This window comes from Parabacteroides sp. 52 (genome assembly GCF_010500925.1).
Lineage (GTDB): Bacteria > Bacteroidota > Bacteroidia > Bacteroidales > Tannerellaceae > QVMG01.
The window spans coordinates 1-19426 of sequence record NZ_QVMG01000020.1 but is presented as its reverse complement, the minus strand read 5'-3'; the positions used below and the strand labels follow the sequence as shown (position 1 = coordinate 19426).

18 protein-coding genes and 1 tRNA gene are annotated in these 19426 nt (G+C 43.3%); 5 read left to right on the top strand and 14 right to left on the bottom strand.

Annotation, left to right across the window (positions count from 1 at the left end):
- Positions 1 to 171: 171 nt before the first annotated feature.
- The 5 genes from dgt to D0T51_RS10430 all read right to left on the bottom strand — a co-directional run bounded on the left by dgt (position 172) and on the right by D0T51_RS10430 (position 4229).
- Positions 172 to 1500, bottom strand: a complete 1329-nt coding sequence (gene dgt / locus D0T51_RS10450; RefSeq protein ID WP_163729039.1) for a dGTP triphosphohydrolase — start codon at positions 1498 to 1500, stop codon at positions 172 to 174.
- A 10-nt stretch (positions 1501 to 1510) separates the two neighbouring features.
- Positions 1511 to 2119 (bottom strand): L-threonylcarbamoyladenylate synthase, encoded by a 609-nt coding sequence (locus D0T51_RS10445; protein ID WP_163729036.1) that lies wholly within the window; start codon positions 2117 to 2119, stop codon positions 1511 to 1513.
- 331 nt (positions 2120 to 2450) lie between these two features.
- Positions 2451 to 3308, bottom strand: coding sequence for an enoyl-ACP reductase (locus D0T51_RS10440; protein ID WP_163729034.1), 858 nt, complete (start codon positions 3306 to 3308; stop codon positions 2451 to 2453).
- Positions 3309 to 3420: 112 nt separating this feature from the next.
- The gene (locus D0T51_RS10435; protein ID WP_163729030.1) at positions 3421 to 3615 is read right to left on the bottom strand and encodes a hypothetical protein; all 195 of its coding nucleotides are present in this window, start codon (positions 3613 to 3615) and stop codon (positions 3421 to 3423) included.
- 530 nt (positions 3616 to 4145) lie between these two features.
- Positions 4146 to 4229: transfer RNA gene (locus D0T51_RS10430), tRNA-Leu, on the bottom strand.
- A 184-nt stretch (positions 4230 to 4413) separates the two neighbouring features.
- Between D0T51_RS10430 and D0T51_RS10425 the strand changes: the two genes are divergently transcribed.
- Positions 4414 to 5496, top strand: coding sequence for a mannose-1-phosphate guanylyltransferase (locus D0T51_RS10425; protein WP_163729027.1), 1083 nt, complete (start codon positions 4414 to 4416; stop codon positions 5494 to 5496).
- Positions 5497 to 5536: 40 nt separating this feature from the next.
- Here the strand turns inward: D0T51_RS10425 and D0T51_RS10420 are convergent, their stop codons facing one another.
- The 5 genes from D0T51_RS10420 to aroQ form a co-directional block, all read right to left on the bottom strand.
- Positions 5537 to 6778: an ABC transporter permease gene (locus D0T51_RS10420; RefSeq protein ID WP_163729024.1), complete on the bottom strand. Its 1242-nt coding sequence runs from the start codon at positions 6776 to 6778 to the stop codon at positions 5537 to 5539.
- A gap of 6 nt (positions 6779 to 6784) precedes the next feature.
- Positions 6785 to 7120, bottom strand: a complete 336-nt coding sequence (gene rbfA / locus D0T51_RS10415) for a 30S ribosome-binding factor RbfA (protein ID WP_163729021.1) — start codon at positions 7118 to 7120, stop codon at positions 6785 to 6787.
- An 18-nt stretch (positions 7121 to 7138) separates the two neighbouring features.
- Positions 7139 to 7765: an O-methyltransferase gene (locus D0T51_RS10410; protein ID WP_163729017.1), complete on the bottom strand. Its 627-nt coding sequence runs from the start codon at positions 7763 to 7765 to the stop codon at positions 7139 to 7141.
- 12 nt (positions 7766 to 7777) lie between these two features.
- Positions 7778 to 9247 (bottom strand): pyruvate kinase, encoded by a 1470-nt coding sequence (pyk, locus tag D0T51_RS10405; protein ID WP_163729014.1) that lies wholly within the window; start codon positions 9245 to 9247, stop codon positions 7778 to 7780.
- Between the two features lie 125 nt (positions 9248 to 9372).
- Entirely contained in the window at positions 9373 to 9801 is a 429-nt protein-coding gene (gene aroQ, locus D0T51_RS10400) for a type II 3-dehydroquinate dehydratase (RefSeq protein ID WP_163729012.1), read from the bottom strand.
- 165 nt (positions 9802 to 9966) lie between these two features.
- On the opposite strand from aroQ, the gene xerD reads away from it, so the two are divergent.
- Positions 9967 to 10872 carry a site-specific tyrosine recombinase XerD gene (gene xerD / locus D0T51_RS10395; protein ID WP_163729010.1) on the top strand — a complete coding sequence of 302 codons (906 nt, stop codon included), beginning with the start codon at positions 9967 to 9969 and terminating at the stop codon, positions 10870 to 10872.
- Positions 10873 to 10876: 4 nt separating this feature from the next.
- Here the strand turns inward: xerD and D0T51_RS10390 are convergent, their stop codons facing one another.
- The 3 genes from D0T51_RS10390 to D0T51_RS10380 are packed head-to-tail and all read right to left on the bottom strand — an operon-like array spanning position 10877 to position 13605.
- Positions 10877 to 11977: an endonuclease/exonuclease/phosphatase family protein gene (locus D0T51_RS10390; protein ID WP_163729007.1), complete on the bottom strand. Its 1101-nt coding sequence runs from the start codon at positions 11975 to 11977 to the stop codon at positions 10877 to 10879.
- A 7-nt stretch (positions 11978 to 11984) separates the two neighbouring features.
- Positions 11985 to 12863, bottom strand: coding sequence for a rhomboid family intramembrane serine protease (locus tag D0T51_RS10385; RefSeq protein WP_163729004.1), 879 nt, complete (start codon positions 12861 to 12863; stop codon positions 11985 to 11987).
- Positions 12844 to 13605 (bottom strand): rhomboid family intramembrane serine protease, encoded by a 762-nt coding sequence (locus D0T51_RS10380; RefSeq protein ID WP_163729002.1) that lies wholly within the window; start codon positions 13603 to 13605, stop codon positions 12844 to 12846. Before D0T51_RS10380 ends, D0T51_RS10385 begins: the two co-directional genes overlap by 20 nt.
- A 187-nt stretch (positions 13606 to 13792) precedes the next feature.
- Here D0T51_RS10380 and D0T51_RS10375 point away from each other — a divergent pair, with 187 nt between their 5' ends.
- Together D0T51_RS10375 and argS are read left to right on the top strand one after the other, a co-directional pair.
- Complete coding sequence (locus D0T51_RS10375) at positions 13793 to 14065, top strand: HU family DNA-binding protein (protein ID WP_163728999.1); 273 nt, start codon at positions 13793 to 13795, stop codon at positions 14063 to 14065.
- Between the two features lie 99 nt (positions 14066 to 14164).
- Positions 14165 to 15958 carry an arginine--tRNA ligase gene (gene argS / locus D0T51_RS10370; RefSeq protein WP_163728996.1) on the top strand — a complete coding sequence of 598 codons (1794 nt, stop codon included), beginning with the start codon at positions 14165 to 14167 and terminating at the stop codon, positions 15956 to 15958.
- Positions 15959 to 16232: 274 nt separating this feature from the next.
- On the opposite strand, the gene topA is transcribed toward argS, so the two are convergent.
- On the bottom strand, positions 16233 to 18584 hold the full coding sequence (topA, locus tag D0T51_RS10365) for a type I DNA topoisomerase (protein ID WP_163728993.1): 2352 nt from the start codon (positions 18582 to 18584) through the stop codon (positions 16233 to 16235).
- Positions 18585 to 18811: 227 nt separating this feature from the next.
- Between topA and D0T51_RS10360 the strand changes: the two genes are divergently transcribed.
- Positions 18812 to 19075 carry a tetratricopeptide repeat protein gene (locus D0T51_RS10360; protein ID WP_163728990.1) on the top strand — a complete coding sequence of 88 codons (264 nt, stop codon included), beginning with the start codon at positions 18812 to 18814 and terminating at the stop codon, positions 19073 to 19075.
- The last annotated feature ends 351 nt before the right edge of the window (positions 19076 to 19426 follow it).

Genomic DNA, 19426 nt, shown 5'->3' with positions numbered 1-19426 from the left:
TGTTAGAAAGCATGTTTCGGGACCTTGAACTTCTTGGAGGGCGCATGAATTCTACTCATTCTTTTAATAATTGCGCGAATGAGGTTTTGGAAAAAAAGTGACGTTTTTTTTGAATTTTTTCTCTATCCGGAGCTTGATTTAGGGGAAAATCCGTTTTTTCAGAGTCTTGAATCAGACGGCCGGCAGGCTCATGCCGGTGATTTTGCGGTATAAATCAAGGGCATATACATCGGTCATGCCGGAGATATAATCCAATACGCATTGAATTTTACCGTAGGTGGTAGTGGCCTGGGTGTCGTATTGCTCCGGTATACGTTGCAACAGGAGTTTGCTGTATGCCTGGTCCTGATTGGTCAGAGCTTCGGTTAAGAGATTGATTAAACGGCTGAAAATATGATGACCGGCGAGTTCGACATCTACTACTTCTTTGGCGCGGTAGATCTTTTTGAAAGCAACGGCTGAACAGGCTTCGTAGGCTTTCTTTGCCGGGTCGGCTATTTGCTGGATAAGTGGGCTGCAATAGGTACCGTTCAATATACCTTCTTCGTTTTCAAGAAAGACCCGTGAACATTCTTCTACCAATAAACCGATAATGGAAGAACGTAAATAGGCGATCTGTTCGTTGGTGTCGTTCACCATTTTCATGATGCGCGTCATGCGTTCTTGTTTTTCGCCTTCGAAAAATCCCAACAGGAGGCAGAGTGCTTCGTCTGTGGTGAGGATATGGAGTTTGCAGGCATCTTCGATATCCATGATCTGATAACAGATGTCGTCGGCGGCTTCTACGAGATACACCAGGGGGTAGCGGGCGAACTTCTCCGGATGGAAAGGGTCTTTGCATATGCCTAATTCCGTAGCGATCTTCAGGTAGGTCTCCTCTTCTGTCTGGAAAAAGCCGAATTTGCCTTTTTTGCCGGAATGGATAGAGGAGTAGGGGTATTTGATGATAGAGGCCAGGGTGCTGTAGGTAAGGGCGAATCCCCCTTTCCGGCGTCCGATAAATTGATGGGTGAGCAGGCGCAAGGCATTGGCATTCCCTTCGAAATGCACGAAGTCTTCCCAGCGTCCTCCTTCTTTACGTACATCGTTTTCCCATTTCACTCCCCCTCCTCCTTCCGAGAAGAAGGCGGCAATAACCCGTTCACCGGAGTGCCCGAAAGGAGGGTTTCCCATGTCATGTGCCAGGCAGGCAGCGGAAACGATAGAGCCTATCTCCATGAAATTGGCTTCGACGGAAGGGTATTTTTTCATTAATCCCCGGGCTACATTGTTTCCTAATGAACGGCCTACGCAAGATACCTCCAGGCTGTGGGTCAACCGGTTGTGTACGAATATATATCCGGGAAGGGGAAATACCTGTGTCTTGTTCTGTAATCTTCTGAAGGGGGATGAAAAGATCAGGCGGTCGTAATCCCGTTGAAAATCGGAGCGGTCATGCTTGCGATCGCTGTATTCTTCCATGCCGAAACGTTTGTCGGAAAGTAGTTGTGTCCAGTTCATAGGTGTTGTTTTACCAAATAAGTTCTCCTTTGCCTTGCCGGATAATCTCGCATGCGTCTGTTGTGCAATCGACAACGGTAGATGCTTCCAGTCCTCCGTATCCTCCGTCGATGATGATGTCGACCCTATCCGCATATTTCTCGTGGATGAGTTCCGGGTCGGTGGAGTATTCGACAATATCATCTTCGTCGTGAATAGACATGGTCATCAGGGGATTGCCCAAGACGTTGACCAGCTCCCGTACGATGGCATTGTCGGGTACGCGAATGCCTACCTCTTTTTTGTTTTTGTAAATTTTAGGCAACTCATTGCTGGTTGGCAAGATAAAAGTGAAAGGGCCGGGTAGGTTCTTTTTCATTAACTTGAAAACCGTATTACTGACCTTTGCATAGGCGCTGATATTGGAAAGGTCGTAACAGATAATGGAGAGGTTGCTCTTTTGCGGATTCACTCCTTTGATCTGACAAATCTTCTCTACGGCACGCACATTCAATGCATTGCAACCGATGGCGTATACCGTGTCGGTGGGATAGATCACCAAACCTCCGTCTTGCAAGGTTTGAACAACCTTGTGTATCTCTTTGGGATGGGGGTTTTCGGGGTAGATTTTGAGGAGCATGGTTTTTTTAATTGAAAATTGAAAATTGAAAATTGAAAATTGAAAATTGAGAATGGAGGATGAGGGATTAGTGTTTAGTGTTTAGTGATTAGTGATTAGTGATGAACGATGAGTGAAGCGTGAAGCGTGAAGCGTGAAGCAAAATGGAAAATGTCCTGTAAAGTGATTCACTAATCACTAAACATTAATTGTTAATTATAAATTGTAAATTATAATCCTTCACGCTTCACGCTTCACTCATCGTTCATCGTTCATCACTAATCACTAAACACTAAACACTAATCCCTCTTCCTTCCTCCGTTAATCATTAATCGTTAATCATTAATCCGCGTTATCCGTATATGATGTTTCCGTTTTCGTCGCAGAATTCTTCCAATCCTTTGCTGTACTGATTCATGGCGCGAAGGCTCATTCCCATACTGGAGAAACCACCGTCATGGAATAAGTTTTGCATTGTGACTTTGCGAGTCAGGTCAGAGAATAGGGAGATGCAATAGTCCGCGCATTCGTCGGCGGTAGCATTTCCCAAAGGACTCATCTTGTCGGAAAAGTCTAAGAGGTGCTCCATGCCTTTCACGCCGCTGCCGGCAGTGGTGACGGTTGGAGATTGGGAGATGGTGTTGATGCGTACATTCTTTTCCCGGCCGTAGATATACCCGAAGCTGCGGGTGATAGATTCCAATAAGCTTTTGGCATCCGCCATATCATTGTATCCGAAGAAGGTGCGTTGTGCGGCTACATAGGTTAACGCAACGATGGAGCCGAATTCGGCAATGGCATTCTGTTTTTTGGCTACCTGCAACATCTTATGAAAAGAAATGGCTGAGATATCCAATGTCTTGGATAACATATCGTAGTCCAAGTCGTCGTAGGTGCGTTTCTTGCGCACATTGGGACTCATACCAATGGAATGCAGGACGAAATCGATCGGCCCGCCTAATATGTCAACGGATTGGGAAAAAACTGTTTGTAGGTCTTCTACACTTGTGGCGTCTGCCGGAATGACTTCTGCATGCAACTTCTGTGCTAATGCATCGATCTCTCCCATACGAACGGCAATAGGGGTATTACTTAACGTAATCGTAGCGCCTTCTTCTACTGCCTTTTCTGCTACTTTCCAGGCAATAGACATTTCATTCAGTGCTCCGAATATAATGCCACGCTTGCCTTTTAATAAATTATGACTCATACCTGTTTGTATTTATTACGGGGCAAAAGTACATATAATGTGGGAGATACACAATTCGCTGTTTATCCTATTCTCTATAGGAGGGAGTTTTCTGTTTCTGATACAGGTCGGCTTATGCCTTTTTCTTTAACAGAGCGGTAAGGACCAGGACAACGGAAATGGCCTCTAAAACAAGGGCGATGGTTATCACTAAATTAGCATAAGGGATATGCATCATTTTAATACATGTACCCAAAAGCAGTAACAGGGTGGCGGTTAAAAAGACAATCAGGCTGTTTCTTAACGTGAAAAGGTTATTTGCACTCATCTATTTTTTGTTTTATATATTCCGGATTTGATAGAATTCATCTCAAAGGCAAAGATAGTGAAAGGTGAGCGTAATCCGAAAGGAAAATTCATTTTCATGAAGGATTACCGAACCGCATCCTATTTTCTACAAAAAAAGCAATAAATAGAAAAAGGAATATTCTTTGCCTGTTTGTTTCATGAAATACACAAAAAACATCCTTCAGGGAAGTCGTGGTGTTGAAAATCAAATGTTATTATTCTTTTTTGCAGGTATTATTTTACTGTCGACGATCGTCGGCAGTACTGTTGATAATTATCGACAGTACTGTCCATAACTATCAACAGTACTGCCGATAGCTATCAACAGTAGAATATATCTTCGAATCTGACTTTGTTATGTGTGATTTATATATTCCAACAGAACGGGCTCTGCCGGCATCACTACAATCCGCTGCCCCAATCTTTAGGGGAAGTTGGAGAGAATTCATCAGCAAACCAGCGAGTTATATGATACAAAAAAAGCGGACAAATTAGATTTATCCGCTTCTGTACCCAGAGCCGGGATCGAACCGGCATGGAAATGAATCCACTGGTGTTTGAGACCAGCGCGTCTACCAATTCCGCCATCTGGGCATGTTGTAGTATAAAAAAGAGACCTTGTGTATAGGACTTTTCCTAAAAGGCGTTGCAAAGGTATGGATATTTTTTAATCTAGCAAACTTTCGTCGCTTTTTTTCATTTACTTCTTTCAGCAGGGAATAAATTTCAAATTATTTCGTTACGTTTGTATAGAATAATAAGGTTAGTAATCTAAATCATGAATGATAATTATTGTGTAATAATGGGAGGGGGGATCGGTAGCCGGTTCTGGCCTTTCAGCAGAGAGAGTTATCCCAAACAATTTATAGACTTTTTTGGAACAGGTCGTTCTTTGTTACAGATGACCTTTGATCGGTTTAATAAGATTATTCCCACAGAAAATATTTATATAGTAACGAATGAATCGTATGCGGATCTGATAAAGGAACAGTTGCCTGAACTGAAGGAGAAACAGATTCTGTTAGAGCCGACGCGTAGAAATACGGCTCCTTGTATTGCTTATGCGGCGTATCATATACAGGCTTGCAATCCGCATGCAAACATCGTTGTTGCCCCTTCCGATCATTTGATACAGAAGGAAGATGTGTTCTTGCGGGATGTCCAGAAGGGATTTGATTTTGTTCGGGAAAATAAGGCCTTGGTAACCTTGGGAATTAAGCCTAGCCGTCCGGAAACGGGATATGGTTATATTCAGAGCAGCGAGTCTACCCTCGGAGAGTTTTATAAGGTGAAAACATTTACGGAAAAGCCTAACTTAGAGTTGGCCAAGGTTTTCCAGGCGAGCGGTGAGTTTTTCTGGAATTCGGGTTTGTTTATTTGGAATGTACATACCATTCTGGATGCATTTTCCCGCTTTTTACCGGATATTACTGCCCGTTTTGATTTGGGTAAACCTGCATTTAATACAGAAAAAGAACGTGCCTTTATACAAGAGAATTATCCTTATTGTCCGAATATATCTATCGATTATGGTATTATGGAAAAAGCGGATAATGTCTATATGTTGTGTGTAGATTTTGGTTGGGCAGACCTTGGTACCTGGGGTTCTTTGTATGATTTGGGGAATAAGGATGAAAAAGAGAATGTTGTGCTTAAGAATAGTAAAGCTCTTTTGTATGAGAGCACAGGTACATTGGTCTCTCTGGAAGATCCGGACCGTATGGTTGTTGTGCAGGGGCTAGAAGATTATATCATTGCTGAATCCGGAAATGCCCTGCTTATTTGTAAGAAAACAGATGAGCAACGGATTAAACAATTTGTTGCTGATGCACGCATGAATTTTGGAAAAGAATATAGTTGAAAGGAAATGTTTCGTATCGAAATAGGAGAAAGACAAGGCATTATGCTTTGTCTTTTTCTTTTTGTGTGAACCATTTTTTGGTAATGGCATGTACCGGATACCAGGCGGAAAAAAAACCTACGGAAAGAACGGTTATAAGCACTATCAGGATATCCCAGAAGATTACCCGCACCGGGTAGGCATCAATGATAAAGGCGGCTCCTTCTCCCAGGCGTATCCAGCCGTATTTCATTTGCAGGAAGCACAAAATCAGACCGATGATAATGCCGATAACAGCACCGAATCCTGAAATCATCCATCCTTCGAACAAGAATATCTGTTGGATGAGTCGTTCGTTAGCTCCCATCTTTCGTAATGTCTGTACATCGTTTTGCTTTTCGATCATCAACATGGAAAGGGAACCCACCAGGTTGAATAAGGCTATTGCCAGAATGAAAGAAAGGATCAGGAAGGTCATTATTTTTTCTATCTGCATCATTTTATAAGAAGCCTCCTGTTGTTCGTACCTGTCTTGTACGATATAAGAATCGCCTATAAGTGTTTTTATCTCTTTTTTTACGGAGGAAACATCTGCTCCTGCTGTTAATTTCAATTCGATGGCAGAGACTTCTTTTTCATAGCGGAAAAGGGAGCGGGTCAGTTCGATGGGAACAAATATATACGAGTCGTCGTATACGCTTTGGTTGATGCGGAAAATACCGTTTATATAGGCGTATTCCACGTCAAGTGAAGATATCAGATTGTTTGTATTGATTTTCTTATCCCGTTTAGGCGCGCATATCTCGATAGGAGAGACAAAGCCGACTCTTACGCCGAGTGAATAAGCTAATCCCATGCCTAATGTGGCGTAGTCGACCACATCTTCGCGTAAAGAAAAGCGACCGTCAACCAGGACACTGTCTATCTGTGTCAGTTGTGCATAATGAGGATCCACGCCTTTGACAATGCCAATCACCTGCCGGTCGCGGCATCGTATAAGTGCGTTCTCTTCTAAGGTCTCACTAAACACAGCTACCTCCTTCATCTCCCGTATGGCTTGTATTTCGGTAATAGATGGGTCAAATACCTTGCCTGTGGCAGGAGTTATTTTTAAATCCGGTTCCAGGTTGCTGAATAAGCCGGCAACAATATCATTGAACCCATTGAATACCGATAGTATACAGACCAGGGCTATGGTTACGACGACCACCCCACATACGGAAACCATCGAAATAATATTGATGGCGTTATGTGATTTCTTGGAAAAGAGGTAACGGCGGGCGATGTAAAAAGGCAGATTCAATTGATCTTATTTTTGAAGCAATTTGTCTATATTCTCAATGTAATCAAGTGAGTCGTCGATATAAAAAGCCAAATCCGGGATTTTGCGTAATTGGGTACGTACGCGTTGTCCCAGGTCGAAACGTATAGCTTTTGTGTTTGCCCGTATGGCTTTCAGTAGCTCCTGTGATTTTTCAGAAGGGAAAATGCTTAAAAATACTTTGGCTACACTTAAATCCGGACTGACCCTGACCACGCTCACGGATACAAGTACGCCATGCATTCCTTGTGTTTGCTTCTGAAAGATATCTCCTAATTCTTTTTGTAGAAGACGTCCGATTTTATTTAGTCGTGTACTTTCCATAACTAACTATGCTGTTGTTTATTTTTTCCAGATTATTGTCAGTCCGTCCCGTAAGGGAAGGATTACTTTTTCAACCCGGTTGTCTTGTTTTATTTTCTCATTGAACGATAGGATCCCGATTGTTTGTTTATCGGATGATTGCACCTCGTCGACAACTTTTCCATCCCATAATGTGTTATCGGCCAGAATTATTCCACCTGGACGGATGTGAGGGAAAACCAGGTCGTAATAATCTGAATACAATCTTTTGTCCGCATCGATAAATACCATATCAAATGTTTCATTCATCTGGGGGATAATCTCTAGGGCGTCCCCCAGGTGAACCCGAATTTTGTCTTTATGCGGAGAACGGGAGACGTATTTCATTATGAAATCTTCCATCTCGTCGTTTATTTCTATCGTATGGATCAATGCATCCTCTTCGACGCCTTCTGCCAGGCAAAGAGTAGCATAACCGGTGTAAGTGCCTATCTCCAATACCCGTTTGGGGCGAAGCATGCGACAGAACATCTTTAATATGCGTCCCTGCAGATGCCCGGATAACATACGGGGACGAAGCAGGTTTACATTGGCATCCCGGTTGAGTGCCTCCAATAAATTGCCTTCTTCATCTGTATGGGATAATATGTAATCTTCTATCGTCATGCAGGGATGTTCTTACTCTTCTATTGTCTCTTCTTCCTGAAAAGTAGGGAGGCAATATGTATTGCCGGCATCTAAAACCTTACCTACATTGTTTATTTCAAGGAAAGAGGTGCCGCCTCCTTCTCCAAAGCTACCACTCAGGTAGGCAACCATGTTGTTGCGAGTGATTTGTCCGCTCTTGATTAACTGGTTCAATGCTTCATAGAAATATTTGCGACGACTGTTATTCCACGGTTGATGAACGGCCCAGACACCATACGAGAGGGAGAGCATGCGCATTACTTGCGGGTTGTAACAAATGGCAAAGACAGTAGCTGTGCCCCGGAAAGCCGCAAGGTAACGAGCGGTCCGGCCGGAATGGCTATCTGTGATAATTGATTTTACATGCAATTTGGCCGATGATTTCACAGCCTGTTTGGCTAAGAAAGAGGTCACATCCAGGTCGCTGCCTCCGATAGGTACACGGATGTCATTGGCGGCCAGTTTTGTTTTTTCAGCTTCGCGTGCCACCTTGGTCATTGTCTGGACAGCTTCCAATGGGTATTTTCCATAAGCTGTTTCACCACTTAACATCAACGCGTCTGTGCGGTAATAGATTGCATTGGCAATGTCTGTTACCTCGGCACGTGTAGGACGTGGGTTGTTAATCATGGAGTGAAGCATTTGGGTAGCTACGATAACCGGCTTTTTCACTTCCACGCATTTACGAATCAGGACACGTTGTAATCCGGGTATTTTTTCAGCGGGGACCTCTATACCCAGGTCTCCCCGGGCAATCATAATACCGTAGGCAGCTTCAAGTATCTCGTCGATATTGTCAACCCCTTCCTGGTTCTCTATTTTAGCAATGATCTTTATGGGACTTGTATGTTGATCCAATATTTGTTGGATGTCCAAAACGTCTTGTTTGGAGCGTACAAAAGAGTGAGCGATGAAGTCCAGCTTGTTATCTATAGCCCACAGGATATTTCTGCGGTCTCTTTCTGTCAGTGAGGGTAGGTTGATACGTACTCCCGGGACATTTACGCTTTTCCGGCTGCCGAGCGTGGCGTCGTTGAGGACTTCGCACAAAAGATAGTCGGCATGTTTTTCTGTTACATTCAGCTCCAGGTCACCATCATCTATCATGATGTCATCACCTATATGCAGGTCGTTCACGAAGTTTTTATAAGAGACGGATATGCAATCGCGTGTTGTTTCTTTATCGGGGTTTCCTGTGATTTTGACAATGTCTCCGGTTTTGAAAGGGATAGGTTCCTTGAGAACTGTTGTCCGCACTTCAGGGCCTTTGGTGTCCATTAAAATGCCGATCCGGTCGGAAACCTCTCTTACGTTTGTAACCACACGGTTTAATCCTTCTTCCATCATATGGGCCGTGTTTAAGCGTACGACATTCATCCCCGCTTTATACAATGAATCCAGGAAACTTACCTCGCAACGCTGATCTGAAATAGTAGCAACAATCTTTGTATGTTTTAGCATAAAGAGCCTTTATAAATTGACAGTATGCAATGGGCAACTGCCAATGATATTAAACATGAAACAATTATGATTGACAGCCCCATTGTATACTGTCAACAATAAACAAATAATCTTTGTATCTAAATTTAACTGTCGGTAAGAAGCAACGCTTCTATCGCCAGGCGATAAGAATTCATTCCAAAACCAAGAATAACCCCTTGGCATACTGCAGAGAGAAAGGAGGTATGCCGGAAAGATTCACGGGTATGTACATTCGATATATGTACCTCGATAACAGGGGCAGTAACGGATTTGATCGCGTCGTGTAATGCCACAGATGTATGTGTATACGCTCCGGCATTCAACAGGATCCCGTCAAAATCAAATCCTACTTCCTGTATTTTATTGATCAATTCACCTTCTATGTTACTTTGGTAGAAAGAAATCTCACAATGCGGATAGGCAATACGAAGTTCTTCCAAATAATTATCAAATGAAATATTCCCGTAAACATCGGGTTCCCTTTTGCCCAGCAGATTGAGATTTGGGCCGTTGATGATCTGAAACCTCTTCATATTCTTGTAACTTTATTCCCTATTAATAAGACAGGATGCGTTTCGGCATACCTCAAACAAGTTTGGTTCTGCCCTCAGCTTTCGCTATCTTTGCACTGCCACATGCATAAAATGTGCGGCAAAGGTAAACATTTTATTGACACGTACCTAACAAGGATACAGACAATGCAAAAAGGAAAAGATATTATCCATAAATATCATACGTATTTGCGCCTGGAGAAATCCCTTTCGGCAAATTCTATTGAAGCCTATATGGCTGATTTGGATAAACTGCTTCATTTTGCAGAAGCGGAAGGCTTGAAGGTGACGGAAATAACGTATGCCGATCTGCAGCAATTCGTTGCTCGTCTGCATGATATAGGTATTCATCCCCGTTCCCAGGCACGTATCATTTCCGGCATAAAGTCTTTTTATCATTTTTTGTTGTTGGACGATTATATGAAGACGGATCCGACAGAATTGTTGGAATCTCCTAAGATTGGTATGAAATTACCGGAGGTGCTTACCGAAAATGAAATTAACAATATGCTTGATACGATAGATCTTTCTTTGCCCGAAGGACAAAGGAACAGAGCCATGTTGGAGGTGTTGTATAGCTGTGGCTTGCGCGTGTCGGAACTGACCAACCTGCGGTATTCGGATGTTTATTTTGAGGAAGGCTTTATCCGGGTAGAAGGAAAAGGCGGCAAGCAACGTCTGGTGCCTATCTCACAGACGGCCCTGCATGAAATAAAAAATTATTTGTACGATCGAAATACGGTTCCTGTAAAAAAGGGATTTGAAGATATCCTGTTTTTGAGCCGCCGCGGTACTTCGCTTTCACGTATTATGGTGTTTCATGTGATTAAGCAACAAGCAGCAATGGCCGGAATTCATAAAAATGTAAGTCCGCATACTTTTCGCCATTCCTTTGCCACGCATCTGTTGGAAGGAGGAGCCAACCTGGTGGCCATCCAGCAAATGCTGGGCCATGAAAAGATCACAACGACAGAGATTTATATGCATATCGACCGGGAATCTTTACGCAGGGAGATATTGGAACATCATCCACGAAACAAAAAAAAAGATTGACTTTTTAGTTCAACTGCAGGTGACACCACATAGGGTAGTGGTCGGAATACTTCACCTGATCCACCGTGCAGTTAAAAGGTGTGATATTGGAAGAATGCAGTATGTTGTCAATGCGAAAAAGGAAGAGGTTCTGATTGTAGGTGACTCCCATACCTTTGCCGGAAGCCACAAAAGCGTCTGTCAAATCCCCCTGCATCACCCGATGCGCATAGGATATGGGGGTATCGTTGAAGTCTCCGCAAACCAATATATAATCGCCTTTTGCCTTTTGAATTACATCCGCAACCAACTCAGCTTGTTTGGCCCGTAACAGGAAGGCGGGGCCTAGTTTACTATGAAAGGTCCCTTTTATTTCATTCAGTATATCCGTGTCAAATGATTTGATCAGACTGGAATATTGTGTGCGGTCTTTGAGGGTGAGTTTGAATGATTCCAGGTGATTGTTTACCAGTATGAGTTTTTTGCCATTTACATTCAATTCATGAACAGACGATCCGTTGTATTTGCTGTTGTATTTGATTTTGCGCGAATGGGAGATCGGGAACTTGGAGAATACCGCCAGGCCGGAGATGCCGTACCGGGTGGAGTTTAATTCGATCACGGATTTATAGGGGTACATTTTCAATGCTTTGAAGACAACGTCGGAGGTTAGGTTCTCTCCTGATCTTTCTACTGTATATTCTTGTAAACAAACGATGTCGGCATTCGATTGGGCAATGTATTCGATGATCCGGTTCGGTGATTTGCGGGTGTGAGCCTTGCCTGCGAAATTCATCACATTGTAGGTCAACACCTTTATCACATTTTCCTGAGGAAGTGTTTTGACTCTTTGGTGAAAAGGGAAATAATGTGTGATGGGTATCCAGCAAAGAACAAAGGCGCATAGGCTGACAAGCAGTAATTTCCACTTGCGGGCAATGGCCCAATAGACAGCAAAGCAGATGTTCAGCGTGAAAAAGACAGGGAATGCCAAGCCGAGATAGGCAAAAGAGATGCTTTTATCCGGAGAGATATGATCCGAATAGGCAGATAAGACAAATAGGATGATTACGCCTATATTGGTTGCCGCGAATAAAATATGCAAAAGGGTACGTAGCAATTTCATCGTCGATTTATTTCTTACTGGCATCAAACAGTTTCTTTTTTTCCTCGGCAGACAGGCTGTCGTATCCCGAACGTTTCAGTTTGTCCAGGATCGCATCCAGGTCCTGGCTTTCCTGATGTTTACGGGCATTGTATTCCTGGTCTGTTTCTTTCCGTTTGTAGGTGACCCGCATCTTGGGTTTGGGTTTGCCCCAATTGACTATCCAATCGATAAAACGATTGACAGGAGTCGTCATGTCTTTACCTGATTGGATGAGGGAGGCAAACCCTATTCCTAACAAAGCGCCTCCTATATGGGCGATATGGCCTCCTGCGTTGGTGGAGGTGATAGCCAATAGATCCAGGATAAGCGTAAAGAGGGCCAGGTATATCAGTTGTATGCGTCCGATCAATAAAAGATGGATCTCGTATTCTTTGCGATAGAAAGAGACGGCAAAAACGATGGCCATGACAGAGGCCGATGCTCCCATAAGGAAGCTGTTGGCGGAAGCCGTACTGAAATAAGGGAATATATTGTATGCCACCATGAAAAGAAGTCCCCCGGCTATTCCGCCTAGTACATAGAGTCCGCCCAACTGTCGTTCATTAAAGAACTGAAGAAACAAGCCACCGAACCAGTAGAGCCATAACATATTAAACAAAATATGCAGGAAATCATAGTGGGTGAACATATAAGAGAAGAGAGTCCATGGTTTGAATAAGAGAAGCTCCGCAGAAGAGGGCAACTGCAGAAACGACAAAAGAGAGATGCCGCTTAAGTTGAACAATAGGAACAATACATCTGTCAGCCGGATCAATAAAAAGAGTCCGATATTGATGTAAATCAGTTTTGCCAGGATATTACCCGAGCGAAATGTTTGTTTCAGATTAGTAAAAATACCGTCCATTTTTTGCGTCCTTCTTTTTCCAGTAACGGATCATGAAAAAGCCGAATAACATACCTCCTAAATGGGCAAAATGAGCTACATTGTCGCCCGGATTGGAAAAGCCCAGGAACAATTCGACAAGGCCATACCCCAATACAAAATATTTGGCTTTGATGGGAATAGGGATAAACATAAGGAATAGAGGAACGTTGGGAAAGAGCATGCCAAAAGCCAATAAGATGCCGAACACCGCTCCGGAAGCGCCTACCGTCGTCTGATTCATCAAAAGATTCAGATTCGCAAGTACCGGATCCGAATAATTCATTCCCTGGTGAAGGACTTCTGCCCCATTCACTAAAAGATCACTGATGGCTTCTGGAGGCAGGCCGTTTGCCAGGTATTTCAGGCGGATATAAATCACCAAAAGATTGATTAATCCGGCTCCGATCCCACTCACCATATAGAACGTAAGAAAGCGCTTGGATCCCCATACATTTTCCAGTACGCGTCCAAACATATATACCGCAAACATATTGAAAAATACATGTGAGAGCGAGTGGGTATCATGCATAAACATGTACGTAATAAACTGATGAGGCCAGAAGCCCTGAGAACCAGGCAGGTGGAGACCTAATAATTGTGTCAGGTCAACTCCCCATTTGAGAAAGACAAGGCTGGCAACCCACAAAAGGAGGTTTATGATAATCAGGTTTTTTGTAACCGCGGGAATGCTGTTTAAGAACCCGGAACCGTTTTGATTCATAGATTTTCACATTGATTTGAGGCAAAGGTAAGGATATTTTGATTGTTTTCAGGACAAAAATTAGTAAAACATAGAAAACCAATAAAAAAAGAGAACGTTTTTTTTGTGATATATCAAAATTATGATACATTTGATGCCAGCAATGGGAAATATTAGAATTGTTTAATATATTAACTATCAAACCATCATGAACAAAACAGAATTTATTAACGCTGTATCCGAGAAAGCAGGATTAAGTAAAGTGGATGCCAAAAAAGCTGTGGAAGCCTTTGTTGACACTGTATCTAACGAATTAAAAGCTGGTGGTAAAGTGGCCTTACTCGGTTTTGGCTCTTTCAGTGTAGCTCAGAAGTCCGCTCGTAAAGGAGTGAATCCTAAGACCAAACAACCTATTGACATTCCTGCACGGAAAACAGTTAAGTTCAAGGCTGGTTCAGAACTAAGTGACATTGTGAAGTAAGTAAGTCAAACTTGCTTTATTTGGGAAGGATACAATCGAATTGTATCCTTTTTTTTGTACCTTTGCGCCGAAATAAATCCGATCACAAAAACAAAGAATATGGTTGTTGAACAACAGATTACTGTAGCGATAATAAAAGCTATCAAGCAATTGTATGGCGTTGCTATTGATGAAAAAACGGTACAGTTGCAAAAAACGAAAAAAGAATTTAAAGGGCATCTGACCCTGGTTGTTTTTCCTTTCCTGCGTATTTCTAAAAAGTCTCCCGAGCTGACGGCGCAGGAGATCGGAGAGTACCTGGTAGCCAATGAACCTTCCGTTTCTGCATTTAATGTTATCAAAGGGTTTTTGAATCTGACGATAGCGTCCTCTGTCTGGATAGACTTGTTGAATGCGGTTCATGGCCAGCCCGCCTATGGCATTGTTCCTGTTACGGACGATTCCTCGCTGGTGATGATCGAGTATTCTTCTCCGAATACGAACAAACCTCTTCATTTGGGACATGTCCGCAACAACCTATTGGGTTATAGCTTGGCGGAGATAATGAAAGCTAATGGTTATAAGGTCGTGAAAACGAATATTGTCAATGATCGGGGCATACATATTTGTAAATCGATGCTTGCCTGGCAGAAATGGGGAGATGGGGTTACACCCGAATCCACCGGGAAGAAAGGGGATCATCTGATTGGAGATTTCTACGTCTTGTTCGACAAACATTATAAACAGGAACTCAAAGAGCTGGAAGCAAAAGGACTGAAGAAAGAAGAGGCCGAGGCACAGTCGTCCCTGATGGCTGAAGCGCGTGAGATGCTTCGTCAGTGGGAGGCCGGTGACCCGGAAGTATATGCCCTTTGGGAGCGGATGAACAGTTGGGTGTATGCTGGTTTCGATGAGACCTATAAGATGATGGGCGTTGATTTTGATAAGATCTATTATGAATCTCAGACTTATCTGGAAGGAAAAGACAAAGTATTGGAAGGCCTTGATAAGGGTGTTTTCTATCGGCGAGAAGATGGTTCGGTATGGGCGGATCTGACAGCCGATGGTTTGGATGAGAAGTTGCTTCTTCGTTCGGACGGTACATCGGTTTATATGACACAGGATATCGGAACGGCTAAATTACGTTTTGATGATTATCCGATTGACAAGATGATCTATGTTGTCGGCAATGAGCAGAATTATCATTTCCAGGTTCTTTCTATTCTGTTGGATAAACTGGGATTTGCTTTTGGCAAAGGGTTGGTTCATTTCTCTTATGGCATGGTTGAATTGCCGGAAGGAAAGATGAAGAGCCGCGAAGGCACTGTGGTTGATGCAGACGACCTGATGGCGGAGATGATACGGACGGCTCATGAAGTATCTCAGGAGTTGGGCAAACTGGATGAGATGAGTCCGGCGGAAGCAGATGATATCTCCCGCATTGTCGGTCTGGGATCACTGAAATATTTTATTCTCAAGGTCGACCCGCGGAAGAATATGACCTTTAACCCGAAAGAGTCTATTGACTTTAATGGAAATACGGGTCCCTTTATTCAGTATACCTATGCACGTATACGCTCCGTATTGCGTAAAGCCCACGAACAGGGTATTGCCTTAAAGGAGGAATTGCCTGTTTCGGTTGCTCTTTCGGAGAAAGAAGAAGGCTTGATCCAACTGCTTGCCGCTTATGCCTCTGTGGTGCAGGAAGCGGGAAAAGAGTATAGCCCTGCCTTGATTGCTAATTATATATATGACCTGGTGAAAGAGTACAATCAGTTTTATCATGATTTCTCCATTTTGCGGGAAGAGAATGCGGATGTGCAAAACCTGCGTCTTGTTCTTTCTCTCAATGTAGCCAAGGTGGTTAAATCCGGTATGTCTTTGTTGGGAATCGAAGTGCCGGAAAGAATGTAAGAAAATTAACGATTAATGATTAGTGTTTAGTGATTAGTGATGAATGATGGTCGCAAGCGACTCTGAAGTTCTTATCAGTAATTAATAGAAAAAAAGCAATCCCAACTGATTTATTGCAAATCAGTTGGGATTGCTTTTTTCTTGTCTTTGTGAATACCCCAATGACCGGAACGGTCACCACTAACCACTAAACATTAATTGTTAATTATAAATTGTAAATTATAATCTTTCACGCTTCACTCATCACTAAACACTAATCGTTAATCGTTAACCCTTATTTTTCTCCGCTTTTCTTCCGTGCCGTTCGTTTTTTCGTTGCTGGAGCTTTGTCTGCGTCGGCGATGATCTGCCGGGTTTCTTCCAGGGTAAGTTCAGCCGGGTTGGAAACGGTTTTAGGGATTTTATAATTCTTCTTTTTATAAGCGATATACGGTCCGTATCTTCCGTTCAGAATCTCTAACTCGGGCTCTTCTTCGAACTTTTTGATGAAACGTTGTTCGTCCTTCAAGCGTTTCTCTTCAATCAAAGCAATGGATTCTTCCAATGTGATAGAGATGGGGTTGAACTGTTTCGGTATAGAGGTAAATTTGCCATCATAGCGGAGGAAGGGACCGAAGCGTCCGACAGCCGCCACCACTGTTTGGCCGTTATAATCACCCACCGTACGGGGGAGGTCAAAGAGTTTGAGTGCTTCTTCCAGGCTGATGGTCTCAATGGATTGTCCTTTCATCAGAGAGGCAAACTGAGGCTTGGGAGCTTCTTTGTCCTCCGGGTTGGCTTGCCCGATCTGCGCAATAGGACCGTAGCGGCCTATTTTCACGAATACCGGTTTGCCGCTTTTAGGGTCCGTGCCGAGCAGGCGTTCACCTACCTTATGTTCGGTGCGGATCGCTTTGACCTCGTCTACGATCGGATGGAAAAAGGTATAGAACTTATCAATCGCCTCTGTCCATACCATTTCCCCTTCGGCAATGCTGTCGAATTCCTTTTCCACGCTGGCGGTAAAGTTATAGTCCATCACATCGGGGAAATACTCCATCAGGAAATCGTTTACGACAGTCCCTATATCGGTCGGTATCAACTTATTCCGGTCTGCACCGGCTATTTCGGTTTTTGTATTTTCTTTCAGATTATGGGGGGTCAGGGTCAGGATGCGATATGAGCGTTCTGTGCCTTCTTTGTCTCCCTTCAGTACGTATTCGCGATTTTGTATCGTATGAATCGTTGGTGCATAGGTAGACGGTCGGCCGATGCCTAATTCTTCCATGCGGCGAACCAGGCTGGCTTCGGTATAACGGGGAGGACGTTGGGTGAAACGTTCTGTTGCTACAATCTCTTTCATCGCCAGTTGGTCCTGTAGATTTACCGGAGGAAGCAAGCCGTTATCCTCTTTCTCGTGTTCGTCGTCATTGCTTTCGTAATAAACCTGAAGGAAACCGTCGAAAGTAATCACCTCGCCGGTAGCAGCGAATTTCTCTTTCTTGTCGCTGATTGCCACGGAAATTGTTGTACGTTCCAATTCGGCATCTGCCATTTGACTGGCTATCGTGCGTTTGCGGATGAGTTCATATAGTTTTTTCTCCTGGGCATTGCCACTGATCTCCGCTTGTTCCATATAGGTTGGGCGGATTGCCTCGTGCGCTTCTTGTGCCCCTTTGCTCTTGGTGTGATACTGGCGGAGTTTGTAATATTCTTCCCCAAACTCTTTCAGGATAGTGTCTTTGGCTGTGTTTAATGCCAGGCTGCTCAGGTTGACCGAGTCGGTACGCATATAGGTGATAAACCCGGATTCGTAGAGACGTTGGGCGATCATCATCGTTTGGGATACCGAATAGCCTAATTTACGCGCCGCTTCCTGTTGCAGGGTAGAGGTGGTAAAAGGAGGTGCCGGTGACTTTTTTACCGGTTTCTTCGTGATATCATCAATTGTGAAGGAGGCCTTTTGGCATGATTCCAGAAAAGCAACGACCTCTTTTTGTTCTTTGAATCGTTTATTTAGTTCCGCTTTCAACAGGGTCGTACCGTCCGGTAATATGAAATTGGCGATCACCCGGAAGGCGGCTTCAGAGACAAAATCTTTTATTTCCCGTTCCCGTTCGACGATCAACCGCACAGCTACGGACTGCACGCGACCGGCAGACAAGGCCGGTTTTACTTTTTTCCATAAGATCGGTGAGAGTTCGAAACCTACAATACGGTCGAGTACCCGGCGGGCCTGTTGCGCATTGACCAGGTCGATGTTTATGTCACGCGGAGTTTCTATGGCATGTAAGATAGCATTCTTGGTGATTTCATGAAAGACGATACGTTTGGTGTTTTCCGGTTTCAGGTCCAGCGCTTCGAATAAATGCCAGGATATAGCTTCCCCTTCCCGGTCCTCATCGGATGCGAGCCATACCATTTCTGATTTTTTCGCTTCTCCTTTCAATTCGGAGACCAACTTCTTCTTGTCGGTAGGTATCACATATTCAGGGGTATAATTATGCTCTACATCAATACTGAACTCTTTCGCTTTTAGATCCCGGATGTGTCCATAGCTCGACAATACCTTAAAATCCTTACCCAGGAATTTCTCAATGGTTTTTGCTTTTGCAGGGGACTCCACTATAACCAAGTTTTTTTGCATATCTCTTTTTGCTTTTTTGAAATCGACTGCAAAAATACATAAATAATTAACGTAAGTGCCCACCTGTACCAAAAAACTCTTTTTTAACTTCGTGTAACACAATTAGAAAGCGTATTCTAAGTAGATGGCCGTGTGTGTTTTGAGAGGTCTTTTCGGTGTTTGTTCTTTCTCGTGAAAGGAGGCTTTTTTCAATAGAACACAGTATATTTGTCCTACAAACAGAAAATATGGAAACAATCAAACAACTCATCTATGAGGGCAAAACGGCGGAAGCAATCACCCTGTTGGATCAGTATATAGAGACAAATGCAGATGCGGATGAGGCTTGGTATCTGCGCGGAAACGCCTACCGTAAGCAAGGAGATACCCGCCAGGCACTCAATAATTATTTGCGGGCAATGGAACTGAATCCGGACAGCCCCGCTCACCAGGCATACAATATGTTGATCGATATCCTGAACTTCTACAATAAAGATATGTATAATCATTAATTAACGATTAACGATGAACGATTAATTATTAGTGATAAGTGATAAGTGTTTAGTGATGAGTGATGAGTGATGAGTGATGAGTGATGAGTGATGAGTGATGAGTGAAGCGTGAAAGATTATAATTTACAATTTATAATTTACAATTAATTATCAGTGACTGGCACTATCTTGGCTCCTCTTCTTGGATAAGAAGAGGGGGACCGCCGGCTCAGCCGGTGGTGGAGCAGTTTGATGTGTTATCATGCAGTCCGATATACTATCACGATGAATACCAAACATGTACACAATAGAAAACAGCTATAAACAGTTATTCTAAAAAAGGTATATACATTTATAAAGAATTCAAACTGC